At 70.1% G+C, this 22,841-nt stretch carries 25 protein-coding genes and 2 pseudogenes; 12 read left to right on the forward strand and 15 right to left on the reverse strand.

Features of this window, described 5'->3' with window-relative positions; all coding sequences use genetic code 11:
• The first annotated feature begins 85 nt into the window (after positions 1-85).
• Complete coding sequence (locus tag B7R87_RS16915) at positions 86-769, forward strand: pyridoxamine 5'-phosphate oxidase family protein (protein ID WP_006347864.1); 684 nt, start codon at positions 86-88, stop codon at positions 767-769.
• 71 nt (positions 770-840) lie between these two features.
• Here the strand turns inward: B7R87_RS16915 and B7R87_RS16920 are convergent, their stop codons facing one another.
• Positions 841-1,629: an SAM-dependent methyltransferase gene (locus B7R87_RS16920; RefSeq protein WP_006347863.1), complete on the reverse strand. Its 789-nt coding sequence runs from the start codon at positions 1,627-1,629 to the stop codon at positions 841-843.
• 111 nt (positions 1,630-1,740) lie between these two features.
• Positions 1,741-3,450, reverse strand: a complete 1,710-nt coding sequence (locus B7R87_RS16925) for an FAD-binding oxidoreductase (RefSeq protein ID WP_391117533.1) — start codon at positions 3,448-3,450, stop codon at positions 1,741-1,743.
• Positions 3,451-4,504: 1,054 nt separating this feature from the next.
• Between B7R87_RS16925 and B7R87_RS16930 the strand changes: the two genes are divergently transcribed.
• On the forward strand, positions 4,505-6,001 hold the full coding sequence (locus B7R87_RS16930) for an FAD-dependent monooxygenase (protein WP_006347861.1): 1,497 nt from the start codon (positions 4,505-4,507) through the stop codon (positions 5,999-6,001).
• Between the two features lie 24 nt (positions 6,002-6,025).
• On the opposite strand, the gene B7R87_RS16935 is transcribed toward B7R87_RS16930, so the two are convergent.
• Both B7R87_RS16935 and B7R87_RS16940 read right to left on the reverse strand, forming a co-directional pair.
• Positions 6,026-7,252 (reverse strand): DUF418 domain-containing protein, encoded by a 1,227-nt coding sequence (locus B7R87_RS16935; protein ID WP_006347860.1) that lies wholly within the window; start codon positions 7,250-7,252, stop codon positions 6,026-6,028.
• The gene (locus B7R87_RS16940; RefSeq protein ID WP_006347859.1) at positions 7,249-7,851 is read right to left on the reverse strand and encodes a TetR/AcrR family transcriptional regulator; all 603 of its coding nucleotides are present in this window, start codon (positions 7,849-7,851) and stop codon (positions 7,249-7,251) included. Before B7R87_RS16940 ends, B7R87_RS16935 begins: the two co-directional genes overlap by 4 nt.
• Positions 7,852-8,072: 221 nt before the next feature.
• Between B7R87_RS16940 and B7R87_RS16945 the strand changes: the two genes are divergently transcribed.
• The 3 genes from B7R87_RS16945 to B7R87_RS16955 all read left to right on the forward strand — a co-directional run bounded on the left by B7R87_RS16945 (position 8,073) and on the right by B7R87_RS16955 (position 12,192).
• Positions 8,073-8,936 carry an ABC transporter ATP-binding protein gene (locus tag B7R87_RS16945; protein WP_130584970.1) on the forward strand — a complete coding sequence of 288 codons (864 nt, stop codon included), beginning with the start codon at positions 8,073-8,075 and terminating at the stop codon, positions 8,934-8,936.
• Between the two features lie 137 nt (positions 8,937-9,073).
• Entirely contained in the window at positions 9,074-10,081 is a 1,008-nt protein-coding gene (locus B7R87_RS16950) for an ABC transporter substrate-binding protein (protein WP_006347857.1), read from the forward strand.
• A complete protein-coding gene (locus B7R87_RS16955) occupies positions 10,081-12,192 on the forward strand; it encodes an iron ABC transporter permease (RefSeq protein WP_006347856.1) in 2,112 nt (703 codons plus the stop codon). The genes B7R87_RS16950 and B7R87_RS16955 overlap by 1 nt, the downstream gene beginning before the upstream one ends.
• 308 nt (positions 12,193-12,500) lie before the next feature.
• On the opposite strand, the gene B7R87_RS16960 is transcribed toward B7R87_RS16955, so the two are convergent.
• From B7R87_RS16960 to B7R87_RS16970, 3 genes are all read right to left on the reverse strand, one after another.
• Positions 12,501-12,833: a PCC domain-containing protein gene (locus tag B7R87_RS16960; RefSeq protein ID WP_006347855.1), complete on the reverse strand. Its 333-nt coding sequence runs from the start codon at positions 12,831-12,833 to the stop codon at positions 12,501-12,503.
• A 200-nt stretch (positions 12,834-13,033) separates the two neighbouring features.
• Entirely contained in the window at positions 13,034-13,510 is a 477-nt protein-coding gene (locus tag B7R87_RS16965; protein WP_130584969.1) for an SAM-dependent methyltransferase, read from the reverse strand.
• A gap of 10 nt (positions 13,511-13,520) precedes the next feature.
• On the reverse strand, positions 13,521-14,441 hold the full coding sequence (locus tag B7R87_RS16970; protein WP_332903351.1) for a Tat pathway signal protein: 921 nt from the start codon (positions 14,439-14,441) through the stop codon (positions 13,521-13,523).
• Positions 14,442-15,396: 955 nt separating this feature from the next.
• On the opposite strand from B7R87_RS16970, the gene B7R87_RS16975 reads away from it, so the two are divergent.
• From B7R87_RS16975 to B7R87_RS33630, 3 genes are all read left to right on the forward strand, one after another.
• Positions 15,397-15,582, forward strand: coding sequence for a hypothetical protein (locus B7R87_RS16975; protein ID WP_006347854.1), 186 nt, complete (start codon positions 15,397-15,399; stop codon positions 15,580-15,582).
• Between the two features lie 186 nt (positions 15,583-15,768).
• Complete coding sequence (locus tag B7R87_RS16980; protein WP_040915388.1) at positions 15,769-16,035, forward strand: hypothetical protein; 267 nt, start codon at positions 15,769-15,771, stop codon at positions 16,033-16,035.
• Between the two features lie 157 nt (positions 16,036-16,192).
• Positions 16,193-16,480 carry a hypothetical protein gene (locus tag B7R87_RS33630; protein WP_078902231.1) on the forward strand — a complete coding sequence of 96 codons (288 nt, stop codon included), beginning with the start codon at positions 16,193-16,195 and terminating at the stop codon, positions 16,478-16,480.
• Positions 16,481-16,505: 25 nt separating this feature from the next.
• On the opposite strand, the pseudogene B7R87_RS34510 reads toward B7R87_RS33630, so the two are convergent.
• From B7R87_RS34510 to B7R87_RS17015, 8 genes and pseudogenes are all read right to left on the reverse strand, one after another.
• Positions 16,506-16,666: pseudogene (locus tag B7R87_RS34510) on the reverse strand (AMIN-like domain-containing (lipo)protein); the annotation flags it as partial.
• A gap of 23 nt (positions 16,667-16,689) precedes the next feature.
• Complete coding sequence (locus tag B7R87_RS16985) at positions 16,690-17,166, reverse strand: SAM-dependent methyltransferase (RefSeq protein ID WP_130584968.1); 477 nt, start codon at positions 17,164-17,166, stop codon at positions 16,690-16,692.
• Positions 17,163-17,834, reverse strand: a complete 672-nt coding sequence (locus tag B7R87_RS16990) for an NAD(P)-dependent oxidoreductase (RefSeq protein WP_332903352.1) — start codon at positions 17,832-17,834, stop codon at positions 17,163-17,165. Before B7R87_RS16990 ends, B7R87_RS16985 begins: the two co-directional genes overlap by 4 nt.
• Positions 17,835-18,062: 228 nt before the next feature.
• Entirely contained in the window at positions 18,063-18,614 is a 552-nt protein-coding gene (gene cyaB / locus B7R87_RS16995) for a class IV adenylate cyclase (protein ID WP_040915380.1), read from the reverse strand.
• Between the two features lie 81 nt (positions 18,615-18,695).
• A pseudogene (locus tag B7R87_RS34515) lies at positions 18,696-18,890 on the reverse strand (XRE family transcriptional regulator); the annotation flags it as partial.
• A gap of 155 nt (positions 18,891-19,045) precedes the next feature.
• Positions 19,046-19,645 carry a 2'-5' RNA ligase family protein gene (locus B7R87_RS17005; RefSeq protein WP_006347849.1) on the reverse strand — a complete coding sequence of 200 codons (600 nt, stop codon included), beginning with the start codon at positions 19,643-19,645 and terminating at the stop codon, positions 19,046-19,048.
• Between the two features lie 223 nt (positions 19,646-19,868).
• Positions 19,869-20,366: an NUDIX domain-containing protein gene (locus B7R87_RS17010; protein ID WP_006347848.1), complete on the reverse strand. Its 498-nt coding sequence runs from the start codon at positions 20,364-20,366 to the stop codon at positions 19,869-19,871.
• Between the two features lie 251 nt (positions 20,367-20,617).
• Positions 20,618-21,343, reverse strand: coding sequence for a GntR family transcriptional regulator (locus B7R87_RS17015; RefSeq protein WP_006347847.1), 726 nt, complete (start codon positions 21,341-21,343; stop codon positions 20,618-20,620).
• Between the two features lie 439 nt (positions 21,344-21,782).
• Between B7R87_RS17015 and B7R87_RS17020 the strand changes: the two genes are divergently transcribed.
• From B7R87_RS17020 to B7R87_RS17035, 4 genes are all read left to right on the forward strand, one after another.
• Positions 21,783-21,971 carry a hypothetical protein gene (locus B7R87_RS17020; RefSeq protein ID WP_078902230.1) on the forward strand — a complete coding sequence of 63 codons (189 nt, stop codon included), beginning with the start codon at positions 21,783-21,785 and terminating at the stop codon, positions 21,969-21,971.
• Between the two features lie 182 nt (positions 21,972-22,153).
• On the forward strand, positions 22,154-22,420 hold the full coding sequence (locus B7R87_RS17025; protein ID WP_006347845.1) for a hypothetical protein: 267 nt from the start codon (positions 22,154-22,156) through the stop codon (positions 22,418-22,420).
• The gene (locus B7R87_RS17030; protein WP_157997783.1) at positions 22,417-22,581 is read left to right on the forward strand and encodes a hypothetical protein; all 165 of its coding nucleotides are present in this window, start codon (positions 22,417-22,419) and stop codon (positions 22,579-22,581) included. The genes B7R87_RS17025 and B7R87_RS17030 overlap by 4 nt, the downstream gene beginning before the upstream one ends.
• On the forward strand, positions 22,578-22,841 hold the full coding sequence (locus tag B7R87_RS17035) for a hypothetical protein (RefSeq protein ID WP_078902229.1): 264 nt from the start codon (positions 22,578-22,580) through the stop codon (positions 22,839-22,841). The genes B7R87_RS17030 and B7R87_RS17035 overlap by 4 nt, the downstream gene beginning before the upstream one ends.

Consider the following 22,841-nt stretch of genomic DNA (forward strand, 5'->3'; position numbering starts at 1 on the left):
CGGTGCTCCCCGGAGCCGGCCGCACGCGACCGCCGGACCGGTGGACGTACGCAGTCACCCAGGTCACCGAGTAGGGACGGACGACGTGAGACGGACACCGCTGCCGCCCGCACTGCCCACCACCGACCGCACCCGCCACCGCCGACTGCGCGAACAGGGCAGCGGCGAACGTGCCGCCCTCGACGCGATCCTCGCCGCGGGCTTCGTCTGCCATCTGGGCGTGGTCGTCGACGGGATCCCGATGGTCGTCCCGACGGTCTACGGGAGCGACGGCACCGAGCTGTACCTCCACGGTTCGGTCGCGAGCCGCAGCCTCGCCGCATCGCCCGGCTCGACGGTGTGCGTGACCGTGACCCATATCGACGGGCTGGTCCTCGCCCGCTCGGTCTTCGAGCACGGCGTCAACTATCGCAGCGCGATGGTCTACGGGGTGCCGCGCCCGGTCACCGACCCGGAGGAGAAGCTCGCCGGGCTGCGCTGTCTGACCGCGCAGTGCGCCCCGGGCCAGTGGGGGTACGCCCGGGTGCCCGACCGCAAGGAGCTGGCCGCCACCGCGCTGCTCGCGCTCTCCCTGGAGGAGGCGTCCGTCAAGATCCGCACGGGCCCGCCGGACGACGGCACCTCCGGCCCGGACGCGGACCGCCCGGTCTGGGCCGGGACCCTGCCGCTGACGACGGCCTTCGGCACGCTGGAAGCGGATCCCGCCCTGCGCGAAGGCACCGCCCCGCCGCCGCATCTGCTGGCGCTGGAGGGCGGCCGCGTGGGCTGACCCGGCGCGGGGCCGGCGCCCGGGCGGGGCCGCCCTCGGTTCCGTACCGTGCCCCCGTTCCGTACCGCCCGCTACGGTTTGCGCGCCACCGCTCCGTACATCGCGACCTGCTCCGGAGCCACCCCCTCCTGCGCCGCCTCCGGACGCCAGCGCTGCACCTGCACGAGTCCGGGCGCCACCGGCTCCAGCCCATCGAAGAAGGCCCCGACTTCGGCCGCCGTCCGCGGGACCATCGGGATGCCCCGGCTCTCGTACTCACGCGCCACCCGCCCGATCTCCTCCGGCGCGAAGTCGGCCGTCGCCGTGGAGATCGCCAGGTAGCTGCCCGGCGGCAGCGGGTCCAGCAGCCGCCGTACCAGCGCATAGCCGTCGGACGGCGGGATGAAGTGCAGCATCGCGATGACGGTGAGCGCCACCGGCTGCCCCGGCTCGAACAGCTCCCGGACGGCGGTCGAACCGAGGATGGTGTCGGGCTCGCGCATATCGGCGTCGAGATACGCGGTCCGCCCCTCGGACGAGCTGGTCAGCAGCGCCTCCGCATGCCGCAGCACGATCGGGTCGTTGTCGACGTACACCACCGAGGCGTCGGGGCGCTCGCTCTGGACGACCTCGTGCAGATTGGGCGAGGTCGGCAGCCCCGTACCGATGTCGAGGAACTGCCGGATCCCCGCCTCGCGCGCCAGCCAGCGGGCCGCGCGCTCCATGAACAGCCGGTTCTGCCGCATGCTGACGGGCAGCGACGGCCATCCGGCGATCATCGCGTCGCCCGCCTCGACGTCCACGGTGTAGTGGTCCTTGCCGCCGAGTACATAGTCGTAGACCCGCGCCGGGTGGGCGCGCCCCGTGTCGATCCGGTCCATGGCGAAGTCAACTCCCGTGCTGTCGGCGGCCGTTCGCCCCAGCCTAGGGGTGCTGTCCGTGGGTGGGGGTATCCCCGCGCCGCCGGGGGGCGCGGGGACGACCCGTTCACCTCACTGGAGGGGGATGGACTGCGCGTGCCGGAAGAAGTTCGTCGGGTCCCAGGCCCGCTTGGCGGTCTTCAGCCGGGCGAAGTTGGCCTTGTAGTAGAGGCTGCCCCAGGTCTCCTGGGAGGTGTTGAAGGCGGGGTCGCCGAGGTCCTTGTCGGGGTAGTTGACGTAGCAGCCGTCGTTGGTGAAGTTCGGTACGGGGACGCCGCCGGTCTCCGCGTACACGGCCTTGTAGAGGTTGCGGATCCACGCGAGGCCGGTGGCCTCCTTGGCCGGGTCGGTCCAGTAGGCCTGGTACTGGAGCTTGAGGACGGAATCGCGCTGGGGCACCGCGGTGGCGTCGGACGCCACGGTGTTGACCTTGCAGCCGTAGGAGTCGATCTGGACCAGGGCCTCCAGACCATCGGGCTGCGGGGCGCTCAGGTGCTGCCAGAGGGCGGCGATCTGGAAGCTGGGCAGGGCCTGGCGGGCGTACGAGGACTTGTACTTGCCGTACAGGGTGGGGTTGCCGCCGCTGAGGTAGTCGGTGGCGATGTACCACGGCAGTCTGCGCGTCTTGTCGAAGCCGGGCAGCGCCGCATGCTCGCCCATCGGCGAGGTCATCGCCTGCGGGGTGATGCTGACGCCCGCGGTGATCTCCGTGAGGTAGTTGTTCAGCAGGGTCCGGGCGTTGGGGTGGGTGACGGCGTCCATCTGGGTGATCAGGCCGATGGAGCTGCCGGTCCCGGCGTTGGCGTTCAGCTTGAGCAGGCCGAACAGCCCGGCGTACGGCGAATCCGGGGCACTGTTGGCCGCGTGCCACCTGCCCCAGTTCTTGACCAGGGTCTCGAAGTCCCGCTGGTCCATCTGCGGCCAGGGAAGGCTGATGGCGTTGAGGAAGACCTCGGACGGCGGCTTGGGCAGCAGTGCGGTCGGGTCGGTGCCGGTGGCCCCGGGTGTCCGCATCCAGTAGCGGGTGATCAGGCCGAAGTTGCCGCCGCCCCCGCCGGTGTGGGCCCACCACAAGTCCTTTAGCTCCCCGGTGCTGTCCCGGCTCGCCCTGACGGTCTCGACGGTGCCGTTCGACCTGACCACGACGACCTCGACGGCGTGCAGGTAGTCGACGGTCAGCCCGAGCTGCCGGGAGAGCAGTCCGTATCCGCCGCCGGATATATGGCCGCCCGCGCCCACGGAGTGGCAGGAGCCCGCGGGGAGGGTGACCCCGTACAGCTTGTAGAGGGTCTCGTAGACCTGGAGGTTGGAGGCGCCTGCCTCGATGGCGAAGGCGTTCATGGCCGGGTCGTAGTAGACCTGGTTCATGGCGGACAGGTCGACGACGATCTGGACCTGGCTGTTGAAGACGAAGTCCTCGTAGCAGTGGCCGCCGCTGCGGACGGTGAGCCGCTTCCCGGCCGTCACCGCGTCCCGTACGGCGGTTTCGGCCTGGGTCGGGGTGGTGACCATCCGGACCTTCTCCGGGTTCGCCACCCACCGCTGGTTGGTACCGCGCACCAGATCGGGGAAGCGGGGGTCCGTGGGAGGGACGTCGATGATCCCGGGCGTCGCGGTCACGCTCGCGGCGCCCGCAGCGCCCGCGGCGGGCTTCGGCTTGGGTGCGGCGTGCGCGCCCGCGGGGACGGTGGTCGCCAGGGCCGCGCCGCCCGCGGCGGCGGCGGCGCCGGAGAGGAGGGAACGGCGCCCGAGACGCTTCTCGGGCTGATTGTTGTTCACGATCGGTCCTCCGGAGATTCGGTGGTCGGTGAAGTCGGCGGGAGGGGCGGTACGGCCCGGGCCCACTGGTCCCGGGCGCAGGCCGGCCCGTGAGCGTGTTCCGGACACGGGCACGAACAGGGGCGTGCCCGGGCAGGGGTGCGATGTGTCCGGATACCGGAGGTCGAAACGGCCATGCGGTGCCGTCGCTCCGTGCTCACCCGTCGTTCCGGTCGGGGGTGTGCCCGCCGTCGGCCGGTGCGGGGCTCGGGGCCTCTTTCCGGTTTTACGGCGGGATGAGTGTTCAGGGAAAGAGGAAATCCCTTTCCCTGCTGCTGAAAGCGCTGATCGTTATGTCGGGATATTCATTCCGTGCAACGGGCGAAAGGGGATCGGGGCGGGGTTTGCCCGGCCCCGGACGAGGGATATTGCGTCCTGTGCAATATGCGGAGCCTTGGGCCGGGGAGACCCGGCGCAGGCTTCTCCACCGCCCATGAGGGTGGTGGACGGTGGAGGGCTTCGGCGGTGTCCGCCGCCTGCGGCGCAGGCGTCACACCTGGTGCCGCACGCGCCTCGGCGGCGTCGGGGTGGCGGGTCCGGTCTCCTTGCGCACATCCGATGAGGGTTCTCCTCGATGTTCGGGAGGCTCGAAGTTCCGGAGGCCGCATCCGCCGGACGAGTTTCTCTGTGAAATCGACATCTGAAGAGAGGGGGCGGATTCGCGCCCGGTTGCCCGGTAAGGCAAATGCAAGGCGACTGCGTCCGAAATTGCGTCCGGACCGGTTCCCTCTCCGGAGCTTTTCGCGGTGAGCGTCCGGAGAACAACCGGGGCGGACGGTGGCACTCCGAATGCGTACCGAATGCATGGTGCACCCATCGACCAGCGGCTTTCCGTCAGGGCGTGACCGGGTCCAGGGGCCCAGGGAGACCACGGAGCCCCGGCCCGAACCCCGGCCGGCAGCAGCACCGAGGGGGCTGGATTCGGCCACCCGGTGCGCCGTCCGTCGTGCTTCCGCTGCCGGACCGGCGGGGCCTGGCAGACTCCCCGTACACGCACAGGGCCCACCGGAGGCGGCGGATGGCGACGGAGAACGGCCCCGACCACCGCCACGCCCGGACGGCGGGCCCGGTCACCGATACGGATGTGGTGGTGGTCGGGGCCGGACCGACGGGGCTGCTGCTCGCCGGGGATCTCGCGGCGGCGGGTGTACGGACCGTCCTCGTCGAACGGCGCCCGCCCGGGCTCAGCAACCTCACCCGCGCCTTCGGGGTCCACGCCCGCACCCTGGAACTCCTCGACGCCCGCGGTCTCGCCGACGAACTGGTGGCCACCGGACTGCCCCTCACCGGCTTCCGGCCCTTCCGCTTCCTCACCGTCGATCTCACCGAACTGCCGACCCGCTATCCGTTCGTCCTGGTCACACCCCAGTACGAGGTCGAACGGCTGCTGGAGCGGCGGGCCGTCGAAGCCGGCGCCGAGCTGCGGTACGGCACCGAACTGACCGGGCTGCGCCAGAACGCGGACGGCGCCGTCGCCGTGACCGCCGACGGCGGCGAGCTGACCGCCCGCTATCTGGTCGGTGCCGACGGCGCCCGCAGCACCGTCCGCCGGAGGCTCGGACTGCCCTTCCCCGGCGGGTCCGTGATCCGGTCCATGGTCCTCGCCGATGTACGCCTCGCGGAGGAGCCCGCGGTGCTGCCGGCCGCCGGGACCACCGGGGACACGATCGCGCTGGTCCTCCCCTTCGGCGACGGCTGGTACCGGGTGATGTGCTGGGACCGGGCCCGGCAGCTCCCCGACACCGAGCCGGTGGGGCTCGACGAGATCCGCGAGGTCCTCACCCGTACCCTCGGCACGGACTACGGGCTCCGCGACCCCCGCTGGCTCTCCCGCTTCCACTGCGACGAACGGCAGGTCCCCGCCTACCGCGACCGCCGGGTGTTCCTGGCGGGCGATGCGGCGCACATCCACTCGCCCGCGGGCGGGCTGGGGCTGAACACCGGGCTCCAGGACGCGGCCAACCTGTCGTGGAAACTGGCGGCGGCCCTGCGCGGCGCGGCCGGTGATCCGGAGGCGCTGCTCGACAGCTACCACGCCGAACGGCACCCGGTGGGGCGGGAGGTGATCCGTACCAGCGGGCTCGTGCTGCGGCTCGCGATGGCCCGCGGGCTGCCGCTGCGTGCCGTACGGGCGGTCCTCGCCGGGGTGCTGGTCGCCCTGCCGCCGGTCACCCGCCGGGCGATCGCACAGGTCACCGGGGTGGGCATCGCCTATCCGGCGCCGCGCGGCGCCCATCCCTCCACCGGCCGCCGGGTGCCCGATCTCGCCCTGGCGCAGGGCCGGTTGTACGAATTGCTGCGGGCGGGCGGCTTTGTGCTGGTCACCCCGGCGTACGCGACCCCGGTCGAACACCCCGGGGTGATCCACGCCCACTGGCAGACCCCGGCCTCCGGCCTCCTGCCCCGGGACACCGAACTGCTGATCCGCCCCGACGGCCGGATCGCCTGGGCATCCCGGCACCCGGACGGGGCGGGGCTGCGGGCGGCGCTGGAGGAGTGGACGGGCCGGGCGTAGGCGAACGGGGGCGGAGGCACCGCCTCAAGAGCCCTGCGGATTCGGCGCGTTCTGCTTGCGCCACTGCGGGAGCCCCGCCACCGTCACCGCCCGCAGCAGCCACTCCGCCGGACCGTACCGGTGCCCGCGCAGCCACCACCTGGCCAGCAGCAACTGGGCGAGGAAGATGCCCGGGACGACCGCGGCGACGGAGAGCGGGGACATCCGGTCGATCAGACCGAAGCCGTACCCCGTGAAGAGGACGCCCAGGGTCAGCGACTGGAGGAGGTACGCGCTGAGCGCGGTCTTCCCCAGGGGCGCCAGGGCGCGTTCGACCGCGGCGCCCCGTGCCGTACGGAACAGGGCCAGGCCCAGGACCACGTACGAAGCCGTCAGCAGGGGCGCGGTGACCTGGCTGACCGCGAAGGCGAGGGTCTCCAGGGCGGTGCCCTGCCGGTAGACCGCGCACCAGCCGTAGAACGCGGCGCCCGCGAGGCCCAGGGGCCCTCCGGTGCGCAGGATCCGGCGGAACAGGGCCCGGTGGACGTCCGGCTCCGCGAAGAGGCGGACCCGCCCGGCGGCCAGGCCCAGCAGGAACATCGCCAGCGAACTCGCGCCCTGGATCAGGACCAGCGCACCGAACGTCTCGGCGAAATGGCCCGCGTGGTGCCCGGCGGTCGCCGCCGCGTCCCCGCTGAAGGCCGCCAGCTTCTCGGCCGGACCGGAACCCGCGCCGGGGGAGGCGCCGCCGTCGGCGAGATCGGCGATGCCGAGCAGCAGCCACAGTCCGCCCGAGACACCGAGCAGGGTGACCGCGGTCTTGGCCGCGCGGCGCGGTGCGAGCCCGCGGCAGGCGAGCAGGACCAGCCCGAGGACCGCGTACAGCGTCAGGATCTCGCCGTGGAACAGCAGCGCGCCGTGCAGCAGTCCGATGCCCAGCAGCCCGGCCTGGCGGCGCAGCATCCGGGGCCTGAAGGAGGCGCCCGCCCGCTCGGCGGCAGACATCTGGAGGGTGAAGCTGTAGCCGAAGAGGAAGGAGAACAGCAGGTAGAACTTGGTCTCGAAGAACACGGAGACCAGGAAGCGGACGGCGTGGTCAAGCGGTGAGTCATGGGCCGGATTACCGGCGGTCGCCGCGTAGTAAGGGTCCGCGAAGGCCCAGATGTTGACGGTGAGGATGCCCAGGAGCGCAAAGCCGCGCAGGGCGTCCACGTTCAGCAGCCGGGCGGCCGCGGGACCGGCGGGGGCTTCGGTATGCGGTATCCGGTTCATACCCCGCCTTCCCGGAGCAGATGGGTGACGAGGCGCCGCAGGACGGCCGACTGCTCCGCGGGCCGGAAGTCCGGATCCGCCTCGACCCGGGCGAAGACCCCGTCGACGAGCGCGGCCAGCCAGGTGGCGGCGGCCTCGGGGGTCAGATCGGTACGGATCTCACCCGCGGCGTCCGCGGCCCGCACCAGCTCGGCGAGGCCGTCCCGGAAGGAGCGGTCGTTCGCCTTGTAGCGCAGGGCGACGTCCTCGTCGCGGTGGGCCTGGGCCGAGATCTCCAGGGCGAGCCCCCCGGCGACCGGATCGGCCGCCATCTCGCAGACGGCCTCCAGCAGGCCGAGCAGTGCGTCGAAGGGGCCGCATTCGGCGCCCAGTTCGGTGAGGAAGGCGGCGGTCTGCGTGCCCTCCCGCTCCACCAGGGCGAGGAGCACGTCGTGTTTGGTGCGGAAGTAGTGGAAGAGATTGCCGGAGCTCATGCCGACGACGGCACAGATATCGGCGGTACGGGTGGCCTCGTAGCCCCGCTCGGCAAAGCACTGCGCCGCGGCGTCCAGCAGGGCCTCGCGCTTGGCGGCGCGCTGGGCGGCGTTCACGGTTCTCATGGGCCCACCATAAAGTGACCGGTCACTTAATGAAAGACCTTCAGGCCGATCGGGTCGAACGCCCGTTCAGAAAAGGGGTGTTCGGGGACGGGGCGTCGTCGCTCCGGGTATCGACATGGCCACAACTCCCCCCGATCCCGGTCAAGGGCATTAGGTGTGCCTTGCCTAAGTTGTAGGGTGTCGGGGTCAGTCCGTCCGCAAGGGGGAGGAACGTGGTGTCCATGGACGGAGCCCGTCTGGTGGCCGAGGATCTGGACGTCGGGCATGCGGGACGCCCGGTGCTCCGACAGGTCGGCCTGGAGCTGAGGCCCGGCGCGGTCACCGTGCTCGTCGGCCCCAACGGCTGCGGGAAGTCGACCTTACTGAGGACCGTCGCCGGTCTGCTGCCGCCGCTCGCCGGAAAGATCAGCATCGACGGCGCGCCCCTCGCCTCCTTCAACCGGCGGGCGCTCTCCCAGCGACTCGCCTTCCTCCCGCAGTCCTCCCAGGCACCGGCCGGAGTCTCCGTCCGCGAACTGGTCCGGCACGGCCGCTACGCCCATCGCGGCGCCCTCGCCCGGCATACCGCCGAGGACACCGAGGCCATCGACTGGGCCCTCTCCGTCACCGATGCGGAACCCCTGGTCGACCGCCGTCTCGACGAACTCTCCGGCGGCGAACGCCAGCGCGCCTGGCTGGCGATGGTGCTCGCCCAGCGCGCGGGCGTCCTCCTCCTCGACGAACCCACCACCTATCTGGACCTCCGGCACCAGTTCGAGGTGCTCGACGTGGTCCGGCGCCTCGCGCGCGAACACCGGATCGCCTGCGGGGTCGTCATCCACGATCTGATGCAGGCCGCCGCCTACGCCGACGACGTCGTGGTCGTCGCGGACGGCGGGGTCATCGCGGCGGGCGCCGCCGACGACGTCCTCACGCCCGATGTCATCGAGCAGGCCTTCGGGCTCCGGGTGAACGTCGTCCGGGACGCCGCCACCGGGCATCTCGCCTGCTTCCCGGTCCGCGCCGCGGCCGGCCCGGACGCGCCCGGCGCCGTACTCGCGAAAACCGCGCCCACCCCGGCCGAACCGGACCCGGCCGCCCCCTGACCCGGCCCGCGCGCCGCGGCACCACGCCGGGCCGCCCGTCGGCGCGCCCCGAAACGTTCCCTCCCACCGGCAACGACGCCAAGACCCATCACATGGCAGCACATGGCAGTACATCCAGCACACAAGGAGTTACCCCCATGCGGAATCTGGTGCGCACCCTCGCGACGGGCAGCGCCGTCCTGGCACTCTCCCTGGTCGTGGCCGGGTGCGGTGGCGACGACACCGTCGGCGACGCCGCGGGAGACAAGGGCGGCAAGGGCGGTGACAAGGCGGCGACCGGCGGCGCGATCAGCGTCGACACCGCGCAGGGCAAGGTGAGCCTGAAGAAGGCCGCGACCAAGGTGGTCGCGCTGGAGTGGACGTACACCGAAGAGCTGGTCGCCCTCGGCGTCACCCCCGCCGGAAACGCCGACAACAAGGGCTACGGCACCTGGGTCACCGCCAAGGGCGCCGCGCTGCCGCAGGGCGTCACCGACGTCGGCAACCGCAACGAGCCCAGCCTGGAGAAGATCCGCGCCCTCCAGCCCGACCTCATCGTCGTCGACAACGAGCGCTCCGCGGCCAATCTGAAGCAGCTCCAGGACATCGCCCCGGTGCTGGCCTTCACCTACACCACCAAGCCGCAGCTCGACACCATGAAGAAGAACTTCGGCGAGCTGGCGAAGGCCGTCGGCAAGACCAACGAGGCCGGCGCGGTCACCGGGCGCATCGACGCCGCGGCCGCCGACCTCAAGTCCCGTCTGGAGAAGGCCGGCAAGGGCGGTCTGACGTACGCCGTCGGCCAGGGCTTCACCGCCAACGGCACCTCGTCCGTCCGCATGCTCACCGACGACGCCATCGCCCCCCAGGTGCTCAACCTCGCCGGGCTGAAGAACGGCTGGACCGGCAAGGGCGACGCCTGGGGCATGACGACCGTCGGGGTCGAGGGCCTGACCGCGACCGCGAAGGACGCCACCTTCCTCTATGTGGCCGCCGTCAACGACAACCCGTTCACCGGCACCTTCGCGAAGAACCCGGTCTGGAAGGGCCTCGGCTTCGTCAAGGGCCAGAAGGTGCAGCCGCTGGACCCCGGCACCTGGCTGTTCGGCGGCCCGCTGTCGGCGCTCCAGATCATCGACGAGACCGGTAAGGCACTGAAGGTCTGATGGCCGTCCCCGTCCGGCTCCCGGCCCGCGCCGCCGGGAAGAGCCGCCAGGGGACCGGCACCGGCCGCCCACGGGCCCTGCTCGTGGGCGGCGGCCTCGGTCTCGTCCTGTGCGCCGTCGCCGTCGTCCACCTCGGCATGGGCTCGTCCGGGGTCGGCATCGCCGATGTCGTCGCCGTCCTCACCGGCGGCGGCACCGCCCACGCCGAGGACGTCCTGCTCGGCAGCCGGCTGCCGCGGACGGTCACCGGGCTGGTCGTCGGCATCGCCGTCGGCGTCTCCGGCGTCCTGGTCCAGGGCGCCACCCGCAATCCGCTCGCCGCCCCCGACACCCTCGGCGTCAACGCGGGCGCCTACTTCGCCGTCGTCCTCGTCGCCTACACCGGACTGGACCTCGGCCCGGTGCCGTCCGGCGCGGCCGCCTTCGTCGGCGGGCTGCTCGCCATCGGCATCGTCTACCTCCTCAGCAGCGGCGGGGTCCTCACTCCCGGCCGGGTGCTGCTCGCCGGAGCGACGGTCGCCCTGGCCGGAACGGCCGCCGCCGAGTTCCTCCAGATGCTGGACGTCGAGGCCACCCGAGGGCTGTTCTTCTGGGGCAACGGCACCCTGATGCAGTCCGATCTGCAACGGCCCCTGATCACCGGCGCGATCGTGCTCGTCGTCGCCTGCGCCGCGCCCCTGCTGGCCCGCCCGCTGGACCTGCTCGCCCTCGGTGACGAGACCGCGTCCGCGATGGGCGTACGGGTCGAACGGATCCGGCCCGCGGCCTTCCTGATCGCGGTGCTGCTGTCGGCGACCGCGGTCTCCCTCGCGGGCCCCATCGGCTTCATCGGACTGATCGCGCCCGTCATCGTGCGCACCCTCGGCATCCGCGCCCACGCGCTGCTGATGCCCCTGGCGGGGCTCCTCGCCTGCGCCGTGCTCCTCGGCGCCGACGCGGCCTCGCAGGTCATCGTGCCGCCGTCGGCCGTCTACACCTCCGAGATCCCCGTCGGCGTCGTCACCGCGCTGATCGGCGGACCGGTCTTCATGCTGCTCGCCCGGCGGATCAGCACGGGCGACGCCGACACCGGAGCGGCCGTCGCGGTCTCCGGACGGCGGCGCGCCCCCGCCTATGCCGTCGTCCTCGGCGGCGGGCTGGCGGTGCTGGCCCTCGCGATGGTCGTATCGCTGCGGCTCGGAGACGTACAGATCGGGTACGGGCAGATCGTCTCGGCCCTCACCGGCGTCACCGACCCGGTCACCGAGTCGATCGTCTCCTACCGGCTGCCGCGCATCCTGGTCGCGGCGCTCGCCGGGGCCTGTCTGGCGGTCGCCGGTGCGGCCGTGCAGGCCGTGGTCCGCAATCCGCTTGCCGAACCGGGCCTGATCGGCGTCACCGCGGGCGCCTCGCTGGGCGCGGTGGCCGTGATCGTCGCCGTACCGTCGGCGCCCGCGATCGCCCTGCCGTCGGCGGCCGGGATCGGCGGTGTGCTGATGCTGTTCGTGGTGGTGCTGATCGCCCGCGGACCGCGGCGCGGCGGGGTACGCACCGGACTGGACCCCACCCGGGTCGTCCTCGTCGGCCTCGGCGCGGCGGCCACCGCGATGTCCCTGGTCAACATCATGGTCGTCAGCTCGCAGATGAACATCTCGGCGGCGCTGAGCTGGCTGGCGGGCAGTACGTACGGCCGGGACTACGACGCCCTGGGCTGGCTGGCGGTGCCCGCGGTCGTGGCGCTGCTGCTGATCCTGGCGGCCCGCCCGGTGAACCTGCTGGCCCTCGGCGACGAACTGCCCCGCGCGCTCGGCCTGGAGCTGGGCCGCGCCCGGCTCCTCGTCCTCGGCGCGGGCGCAGTCCTCGCCGCGGGCACCGCCGCGGCGGTCGGGGCCGTCGGCTTCGTCGGCCTGGTCGCCCCGCATCTGGCCCGCAGACTGGTCGGCAACAACGGCGGCCGCATGATCCCGATGGCGGCGATCCTGGGCGCCCTCCTCGTGGTCACCGCCGACGCCGTCGGCCGCTGGCTGCTGGCGCCGACGGAGATCCCGGTGGGCATCGTGACGGCGCTGCTCGGTGCGCCGTACCTGGTATGGCTGCTGCGCCGGACGAAGGCGTCGGACGGCGGCATGTGAACGTACGGGCCGGGGACGGGTCCCGGCCCGTACCCACCGGGGGAACCCGGGGCGGTCGCCCCTGCCGTCCGCCGTGGGCGGGTCGGCTAGGGAGTTTCTTTCGGATCAGGCCGGATCAGCGAGTGGGGGCACCACCCACGCCGCCAGGCGTAGGGGGAGGGTCTGGTGCCGTGGATCGCAAGGCGGAAGATGGAGTCCACGCGGAGCGTAGGCGACTGACGACAACGCGGCGAGGCGCGGTGGCTGGGGGCACCCCCAGTGGTAGCTGGGGGAGGCACGCGAGCCCGGCAAGATCCGAAAGAGACGACCTAGGGGCAGGGAACCACATAGACCCGCGCAAAGTGGGTGCCGATGTGCGCCTCATGGAGGTGGCCGCACATCGCCTGGTCACCTTCGACACCCATCACGGTGTGGATGTGCGCGAACCCGTTCCGGATCTCGCCGGTGCCGGTCATCTCAGCCGGCAGTTCATAGCTGGTGATGTCGTCCTTCAGGGCGTCGCCTTTGGGCATGGTGGAGAGCGTGAACCGGTCTGCCGCCCCGATCAGGGAAACGATAGCCGCGTCCGTGACACCGGCCCTGGCCGCCTGCCGGTTGACAGACTCGATGAGTTCGTCATTCTTGATCTCGAAGACCAGCACGTCTGCTCCGTCCGATCACGGGTGAGAGTTCCCGCAGCATGGCGGATGAACAGCAGCGTGCGCCAGCGTCACTTGGGCTTACGGATTCGCCCCACCCCGGTACGGCAGCCGCGCCCGCACTCCGGGACCCACCTGCGTCCACCTCTCCCCGCTGGGCCGGCAGCTGGTGACGTCCGCCGTGGGCAGCTCCGGGCCGACGGTCAGCTCGGCGGTTCGGCCCAGTAGTCGGTGAGCATTTCCCCGGGCCAGGCGGGCTGCCGTATCGGGCCTCGGGGGCCCATCTCTCTGAAGTAAGGCGCCAGATCGTAGACCGGTGACCCGTCGACGGCGTCGAGATCGGTGACGTGGAGGTTGAGGCCGTCGACCTTCAGCAGCCGGGGAAACGACTGCGCGAGCTGGTTCGGCCGCCGGTGATTGCGGTGCACGAAGGTCCCGGTGGCGGGCCAGCGGGGATCGTTGCGCGGGCTGCGGGCGTGCAGAGCCACATCGGCGGGGGAAGCCCGGTGGAAGTGCCACACCACGAGCAGATGCGAGAACTCCGCCAGCCCCTGGACCACTTCGGCGGGAAACTCCGGGTTCAGACGGATGACCGCCGTACCACTCCACTGATCGTCGGAAACCTCACTCCGCCCGCCGACCACGTACCCGATCGGCCGGATCTCCAGCGTCTGCGTCATACGCTTCCTCTCACCCTTGGGTGTGTGTCGGCCAATCTACGTGCTTGAGGTAGGCAACGGCCCGGGTATCGAGTGCGGTAACGGCCGGAATGCCACGGCGACGATAGGGCGAGAGGTGGGCACGCATGTCGACGACAGCCTGCCGGGCACGGCCGGAGTGAATGCCTTCCTCCATCGCGTCCAGCACCCTGCTCCAGGTTGCACACGCCTCATCCACACTGCCTGCCGCCACCTGTTCGGCTCCCAGATACCCAAGAGTCACAGCGTGAGTTCGTTTGAAGGCAGCGCCGCGCGTCCGGGCGGAGCGCTGGAACTCACTGATGGCATGGGCGTGGTCACCCATATCCCTCAACGCGCATGCCGTTTCATGGGCAAGAGATGCTTCACTGAAGAAGAACGTCCGGTTCGGTTCCGGAATGTCCGGGCTAGCGGATGCCAGGTCGTCCTCGGCTCGCAGTAGTGCTCTGACGGCAGACTGCCTCCTTCCCGTGGCGGATAGGCCCCGCGCATGAATTACCCCGAGAAGGGCTTTCTCTCGTGGGGTCGCCGCGTTGTACCGTTCACCCTGTATGGATGCTTCGGCCAACTTGAGGCCCTCGTTGGCGAAGCCGAGGTCAATTGCCTGGTGCGCCATGGCTCGCAGGATATGGCCGGACAGTGGTTCGTTCCCCGCATGGGCTGCGAGTTTGACTGCAAGAAGAAAGTACTTCTGCGCGACGGCATGCTCGGCGTTGTCGAAAGCCATCCATCCGGAGAGGTAGGCTAATTCTGCCGCAGCAGAATTCATATCGCGTCGTACGTCATCGTCTTGATATCGGCCGTGCAAGAAGCTGCGAACGTCGGAGTAGAGGTACTGAACCAGGGCACTGCGACCGTGGCCTCCGCCGCGGCTCTGGTCCATGCGGGAGAAGGCCACGGTCAGCTCCTGCACCGTTGTCACATCCTCTCGGCCGACCCGCTGTCGACCGGTGGGTATGTCCGGCGATGGGGCAGCCATGGCATACCACCACTCCGGTCCTGGGACCGCGAGTGCTGTGGCCGAATACACCGCATGGCCCAGAAGAGTGCGTCTGTTGGCGTCCAAATCGGATCTCCCCAGGTCTGTCAGTGTGCTGACGGGATCGGTATGCCATTCCAGCGCTTCCTGCGCGATGGCTGGGGCACTGGGAGCCAACCCGATCTCATCGAGTGTCACGCACCGCCTGAGGCGGCGTGACAGCGCCTGGCACAAGATAAGGGGAGCGGATCCGGAGGGCCGGGTACCTCCGACCCACATGCTGATGTGGGAGCGTCCGATCCTCGTCCAGTCGCTGAGGTTGTTCTCCACTGCCACCCGGCTGAAGGCGCCGGCCGCCTGAGCCCGTGATTAGCCCGCCTCTGCCAGCAGCGCAGCAAGCTTGTCGTTCCGCACCCGTGCCAATGCGTACCTCCGGAGCCACTGAACGATCTCTGACCGCCTTGTCCCGGTCGGACAAGGTCAAGATCCCGAGGCCACTGAGCCCTCGGGCGTGGCAACGATACGAACAACTTCCGTATGTCTTGCCGGAGATCATGCGACTCCATTCGCATGGGCTAAACCTGTCACGATCTTTGACCACCTTGACCACGCTCAACCCCTCGGCCCCATACCCCAGGTGCGACGTTTCGCTGTTACCTCGATGTGTCCGGTAAGTACTCATACCGAGGGGAACGGATGGCTGCCCACATCACCACCACCGGGGGAGACCGGCCCGTCCTGATGACTCTGCGGGTCTCCCGAGACTCCGGCCGAAGCTGGGGCCCTGTAACCGTTGTGCACGTCTCAGAAGGGACGGAACCCCCTCTGGAACCAATGCGGTTTCCGCCCTGCTGCTGCCGTCTTTGCCAAAGCGCAACGGAGGCCACCAGTGCCCGATAGCAGTGATATCGCCGCTCTCCTGCCGGAGTACTGCGTCTACTGCGACCGGCCCGTTGAGCGGGCCGAGGAGAACCTCGTGATGGTCGGGTTCTCCGCGTCCGGGGCGCGGCCCTCCCTGTACGCGCATCCCTCCTGCCCGCCCCCGCGCAAGATTCCCCAGCGGGCCGGGCGCTGAAGGCTCCCGTACGCGCCGCAGCCCCAAATGCCCCGCGTACGGGAAACGGTCCCGGCCCCGCATACGACTCCCGGGACGGGGCCGGGACCACCCACCCCCACCACGTACACAAAGACGCCCCGGTGAACCGTTCGCAGCGGTCCATCGGGGCTCGACCCACCAGCTTCGAAGGAGCTGATCCGTCGTATGCGAAACCTTATCCACCGGGCCCTCAACCGGTTACGGACTTTCCTCAACCCACCGCCCCTGGTCGTCGTCTTCGTCCCGGCACCGCCACCGCGTACCGACCCCTGGACCCGGCCCTGGACCAGCCCCGACCAACACCAGGCACAGGCCATCCTCCGAGCCCGGACCAGGCGCAGGCTCATCGTCGCGCCGGACGGGATCCGGCTCGACCAGCCCGTCGCCGTACGCGCATCCCGGCCCGGTCACGCCTGGACGTGGGTCGGGTGACCCTCGAAGGCCTCCTGGCCAGGCCCCCGGACCCCGTCACTGCCCCCTGCTGCATCTGCGGACGCACCACTACCGCACCCGTCGAAGTACACCCCGGGCACACCACCTGCCCCGAACACATCACCGACGCCCTCACCACCGCACCCGGAGCCCGCTTGTGATCCTCAGCCCCACCGACGTCACCCACTGCGAAGCCTGCTGGACCGCACCCGTCACCACCGCCCGCACCACCGCCGCAGGCCGCGACCTCCTCTGTGCACCCTGCGCCACCGCCGGCAACCCACCCAGGGTGGTGCTGTTTCCTCCGCTCGGGATCTACCGGCTCACCGAGAGGAAATTGGAGATGGGCAAGCACGGGAAGCCGAAGCCCCAACTACCGCCCGACCCCGGACCCCACCCGCCCAAGCCCACGCCCAAATCCCCACCCGGCACTCCACCCGTCTAGGCACGGACGCCGGGCGCCACCGGGCCTACCAGCGGTGCGCCACGTCCACGATCACTCGGTCACCGGTCGGCACCACCCGGAACGGCAGCCCCGCCCGCACCCCGAGACCCACCTGCGTCCACCCCTCCCCGCTGGTAGGAACTTGTGTCCCTGGAACGTTCGGTGGCCGCTGACATTCACCGTGGGCGGGTCCGCTTCGGGGCCGACGGTCAGCTCGGCGGTTCGGCCCAGTAGTCGGTGAGCATTTCCCCGGGCCAGGTGGGCTGCCGTATCGGGCCTCGGGGGCCCATCTCTCTGAAGTAAGGCGCCAGATCGTAGACCGGTGACCCGTCGACGGCGTCGAGATCGGTGACGTGGAGGTTGAGGCCGTCGACCTTCAGCAGCCGGGGAAACGACTGCGCGAGCTGGTTCGGCCGCCGGTGATTGCGGTGCACGAAGGTCCCGGTGGCGGGCCAGCGGGGATCGTTGCGCGGGCTGCGGGCGTGCAGAGCCACATCGGCGGGGGAAGCCCGGTGGAAGTGCCACACCACGAGCAGATGCGAGAACTCCGCCAGCCCCTGGACCACTTCGGCGGGAAACTCCGGGTTCAGACGGATGACCGCCGTACCACTCCACTGATCGTCGGAAACCTCACTCCGCCCGCCGACCACGTACCCGATCGGCCGGATCTCCAGCGTCTGCGTCATACGCTTCCCTTCGGTCGGTGGTGGAGGGTGTTGAGGACGGTGTCCAGGTCCGGGGACTGGTCCTTGTGCTGGTCCCAGCGCGAGTAGACGAGTTCGGCGGCCTCGGCGAGCTCGGCCGGGAGCCCGGCGGCTCGCAGAGTGTCGGCGACCTCGGCCATCTCCGGCCCCCACCGCCAGGCCCGGGCGGCCACGCCGGGCAGATAGCCGGGGTTGTCCAGGATGTCTTTGTTCATCGCCCCGGCCTCGGCCAGCAGGAGATCTTCCACACCGTGATCAGCCGCCAGCGCATGCGCGACCCCGGCCAGGGCCCGTGACACCTTCTGGTAGCTGGAGATGGCCAGCTTCAGCGCGGACGCGGATCCGATACCGCCACCCGTCGCCCGCGTGAGGATCCGGGTATCCGCGAACACCGCTTCCACCGACTCCCTGGCCCCCGCATCACCGGCCAGATAGAACCGGACCGTACGGCCGTCCCGCGGCGGCGGCCCGCTCAGCATGCCGTCCAGCACCGTGCACGAAGCCGGCATACGACCGGCGATCCGCTGCATCCGCTCCGGGCTGATCGCGTTGGCCTCGACGTAGATCCCCGCGAAGCCGTGACCGGCCACAGCATCTGCCACCTGTTCCGAGGCATGCGGCGGGCAGATGGACAGCACGATGTCACTCACACCCAGTGCCTCCCCCAGCCTCTCGCACCGCGTCAGCCCGGCACCCTCGGCCCGCTCCCCGGACGCAGCACTCCGCCCCTCGGGCACCCACAACACCCGATGACCGGCAGCCACCGCCTCACCGGCAACAGGAGCCCCCATCGCACCGGGATGCAGAACGGTCAACGTGCTCAAACGGACCTCCGGGCACATCACAGGATCGGACCACGTACACCCTGGACGTTCCCGCTATCGGTGAGCCCTGACCGCGTCGGTGTACAGCTCACTCGTCAGATCAGCCTTGTCGATTCCGAGGCTGCTCAGGACCGAGCGCACGTCCGCCAGCGCCGCGGCCACATCGGGCTCCTCGGTGAGCGTCTCCACTTCCAGGAAAGTGCCGTCCAGCTCGGGAACCCGTACGAGTGTCGCGAGTATCTGCCGTCCATGAGCCTCGAACGCGTAGTTCCTGCACCGCTTCTCGAACTCGACGACGGGTACATAGCCCAGGCCGCGCAGCAGGGCGTGCACCGCCTCAGGGTGCTCCACCCCGGTCTCGTACTCGGGTTTGGACCCGGATTCGTCGTCCACCCGCGCACCCTTGAACGTCAGCACCGTCCGGGATCCGTCCGGGCCGTGCACGGTCCTCACCCGCAGCTCCTGGTCCGCGGATTCAAGAGCGTGATCAGGAGTGTCGTAGTAGGTGTCCCGGTACACCTCGGAACGCCCTGCCACCAGACCCTCCAGACCTCGCCGGACCACGTCAGGTGCTGTCACCCGGGCCTTCAGCTCTGCTTCAACCATGCGGGATGCTCCCTTCGGGCCCTTCCCTCCTGATTCAGTGCAGCGTCAGGAGCCCGCTGTGTCCGTCTCTCGCATGAGACGTCAGCTGTCGGCTGTGGGTTTTCTGTCGTAGGAGGCCAGGGTGGCCTTGGTGGTGGAGGCGTCTTCGAAGGTCAGTGTCCAGGGCCCGGTGTTGATGTCGAAGTCCTTCCCGAAGCCGACCCCTTTGCCGGCCATGCGGCGGCCGGTCGGTTCGACGAGGAGCTGTACGGCCCCGTGGTAGCGGGCGCCCCGGTAGTCCCATCTCCGGACCAAGCGCTTGTTGGCATTGTTGGGCCGGCCTGCGCGGTTTCCGGCCTCGCGGACCGCGCGGGCGAAGTCGTCCTGGGACATCAGCAGGCCCATACGGACCGCCCGGAGAGCGCTGTTCGGGATCGCCATGCGAGCACGGGCTAGCTGCCGAGAGGAATCCGGGCGTACGGCTCCCATTCGTACATCCGGCGGTCCCGGTGGATGACGATCAGCTCGGCGTGGGTGATCCGGGCTCGGGCCTCTTCGATGTCGGCGCGTGCGAGGACGGCCGCGAAGGACGCGGTCGGTCCGGTGTCGTTGCTGTAGCCGATGGAGACGTGCGGCGTGAAGCCGTCGGCGCGTTCGGGGACCTCGCGTACGTCCTCGATGGCCGCCCGTACCGCATCGCGGACTTCGTTGACCGCGTCGGCCGGACGGGCCGGGACGAGGATGGCCTCGGGGTCCACGACCGGTGCCCCCAGGACGAGGTCGAACGACGGGACAGCAGCAAGCCGCTCCCGCGCCGCGTCTGCGATCGCCCGTACCTCCTCCTCGGGCACTTCTCCCACGAATCCGACGCCCTGCATGGTCAGGTGCAGCCATCGGTCGGGCACCGGGTCGAGGCCTCCTGCCGACGCGAGAAGTGCCCGGTAGGCGGCAGCGTACCGGTGGACATCCGGCTGGCCGTCGAAGGTCAGGTGCCAGGTGTAGAACCGGCGTCCGGTGCTCCAGCCGGGACGCCACCACCAGTGGTCGCGCATCCGCTCGGGTGCTGTCGTCGTCATCCGCCCGACTCCCTTCAGACCGAGGCGTCTCCGGAAGAGAGCGCCTGCCTCCGGCGCACCGACTGAGCGCGCCGCTCCTCCAACGCCTGTAGTGGTGAGAGGGACACCGTTCTCCCGCAATCGCCCCGCTTGCCCCTGTTGAAGGACATGGGCGTAATCCCGGAAGCAGGCACTGAATGGGATCGGGGCCGTTGATGGCTTACCGGCCCGTCTGGGCGGGCTGCGCGAGGGGTTGTTCGCCGTGTTCGAGGTAGCGGGTCCGGCCGGTTTCCCGGGCAGCGATCGCCTGCTTGACGCGGCGGGCAAGACGCGGGATCAGGAGCTGGTCGAGTGCGTCAGTGGACTGGAACACGGCGGCCAGGAGTTCCTGCGGGGCGGGCCTGATCGACGCCGTATCGCCAGGGCCGAGTTCACCACCGTCGAAGACGTAAAGCGTCTTGTCGCCTTCGGCAGGGCTCGGCGCCCAGTCGACGACCAGGAGGTTGCCGATGTCCGGCGTAATGCCGAGTTCTTCCACGACCTCCCGCCGACAGGCCGCCAGCGGTGACTCGCCCTGCTCGACATAGCCGCCGGGAATCTCCCACAGGGGTTTGTACGAGGGCTTCACCAGCAGAACCTGCCCATAGGCGTCGAAGAAGAGCGCACCCGACGCTGTGCGTGGTCGCGCCATCCGCTGTTCCTGCTCGTTCTCGGGCATGGACGGAGCGTACTGCGGCCGGTCCCGAGGATTCCGAGTCCGACAGCGTGCGTGGGGGACAGCAGGACAGCGCTACGTCCGGTAGCTGCCGAGAAGAATCCGAGCCCACGGCTCTCCTTCGTCCCCACCGGCCGGGCACCCGCTCACGGCCTTGTGACCGTACGCGGATGCCCGGCGATTGGAAGTCGTGGCGCTGTGCGTCGGTTCAGGTCAGCCCACCCGCGACCTGGTGACGTCCGGCGCCGGTTCTTTTACTGCTCGCCCAGGTTGGTGATCCACCGCAGGATGGTGGAGCCACCGGAGACCTTGACGGCGACCTCGACCACACGGCCGTCCGCGAGGTAGACGGTCCGAACGACCTGGGTGACGACGACGTCCCTGGCGGTCAAGCCCAGTGTCTCCTTCTCCACGACAGTCGGCAGGCGGGACGTCACCTCCTCCAGGACGTAGTCCTGTTCCACGCCGAGGCGTTCGGCGGCGAGTTCGCGCGATCCGCCGGTGGACACCGGCTCCGTCAGTTCCGGTGCGGCGGCAATGACGTAGGCGGGGTAGTAGGAGCTGCTGAGGTGCACTGGTGTGCCGTTACGGCTGACGATCCGCCGACGGACGTGGACCGGAGTGCCTGGAGCGACATCGAGCCGCGGGGCGACGAGTTCGTCGGCGCCAACCGTGCCTGTCTCCAGGACTCGCGAAGTCTCCCCGCCGCCGAGGGCCGTACCAGTGTGCTGATGCAGACGGACGCGTGCGGAGATGTTGTTGCTGATCAGTCCGGCGACAACGGTGCCGACGCCTGGCTTCGGCAGCGTCAGCCCTTCCATCTTGAGAACGCGATACGCACGGTTCGCGGTCGTGTTGGCGACGTTGAACTGTTCGCACACCTCGCGCAGCGACGGCATCACATCGCCTGGTGCCAGTGCTCCGTCCTGAATCTGTTGGCGGTAGTGCGCCGCGATGGCCGCGTATCCCACCTGGGCCATGCCCGGTCTCCCTTCCCTCTGAGTGTGCTGGACCCGTCCATACAGGGTGCAGCGCTACACGTTAGAGGGTAAGCGAAGTACATATATAGCGCTACTAGTAGCGCTAGTGATAGCTACTGGTCTACCTTCACTGTGCAGAACCTGGCGAGGCCGTCACCAAAACGCCCGTCCCGACCGGAGCCCACTCCCGGTCGGGACGGGTCTTCCGCCGCAAAGGAGCCCCCGCAGCCTGGCAGGGCCCGGGGGCTTGGACGACTGAGATGGAGCCGACAAATGCAGCGTAGCGATCAACGTCACCGTGAGGAGAGCCGTACGGTGTGCACACCGATTGAACGGGTCGATGTCACAAACTCCTGGCCGCCTTGCACCTGTGGCGGTTCGATCTGCCCGGACAGGACTCCCAACAACGCTTCGGCAGTGGACTCCAGGGAGGTTGAAGGTGCCCAATAGCCCATCTCTCGACCTTGGTTCAGTACCGGAGTACTGCGTCTACTGCGACCGGCCCGTCGAGCGGTCCGAGGAGAACCTCGTGATGCTCGGGTTCTCCGCGTCCGGGGCACGGCCCTCCCTGTACGCGCACCCCTCCTGCCCCGCCTCGCGCAGGACCCCCAAGCGGGCGGGCCGCTGAAGACTCCCGTACGCGCCGCAGCTTCCAATGCCCCGCGTACGGGAAACGGTCCCGGCCCCGCAGACGACCCCCGGCACGGGGCCGGGACCACCCAAGCCACGTACACAGAAGCGCCCCGACAGACCGGTGCAACGGTCCATCGGGGCTCAACCAACCAGCTGTGCAAGGAGCTGATCCGTCGTATGCGGAACCTTATCCACCGGGTCCTCAACCGGTTACGGACTTTCCTCAACCCGCTGACCCTCGTTGTACTCGTCCCGGCACCGCCGCCCCGTACCGATCCCTGGACCCGGCCCTGGACCAGCCCCGACAAAGACCAGGCGCAGGCCATCCTCCGGGCCCAGGCTCGCCGCCGCAGGCTGATCGTCGCGCCCCACGGAATCCGGCTCGACCAGCCCGTCGCCGTACGCGCATCCCGGCCCGGTCACGCCTGGACGTGGGTCGGGTGACCCTCGAAGGGCTTCTGGCCCAGACCCCGGAACCGGTCACCGCCCACTGCTGCGTCTGCGGGCGGGCCACCACCGCGCCCGTCGAAGTGCGGCCCGGGCACACCACCTGCCCCGAACACATCACCGACGCCCTCACCATTGCACCCGGAGCCAACCCGTGATCTGCGAAGCCTGCTGGAACACACCCGTCGCCACGGTTCGGGACACGGCGGAAGGGCGCGATCTCCTCTGCCTGCCCTGCGCCGACGGCAACTACCCGGCCAGGGTTGTGCTGTTCCCTCCCCTCGGGATCTACCGGCTCACCGCGAGGAAGTTGGAGATGGGCAAGCACGGAAAGCCGAAGCCCCAACTCCCACCCGACCCCGGACCCCACCCGCCCAAGCCCACCCCCAAATCCCCACCCGGCACCCCACCCGTCTAG

It is taken from the genome of Streptomyces tsukubensis (assembly GCF_003932715.1).
Taxonomy (GTDB): Bacteria; Actinomycetota; Actinomycetes; order Streptomycetales; family Streptomycetaceae; genus Streptomyces; species Streptomyces tsukubensis.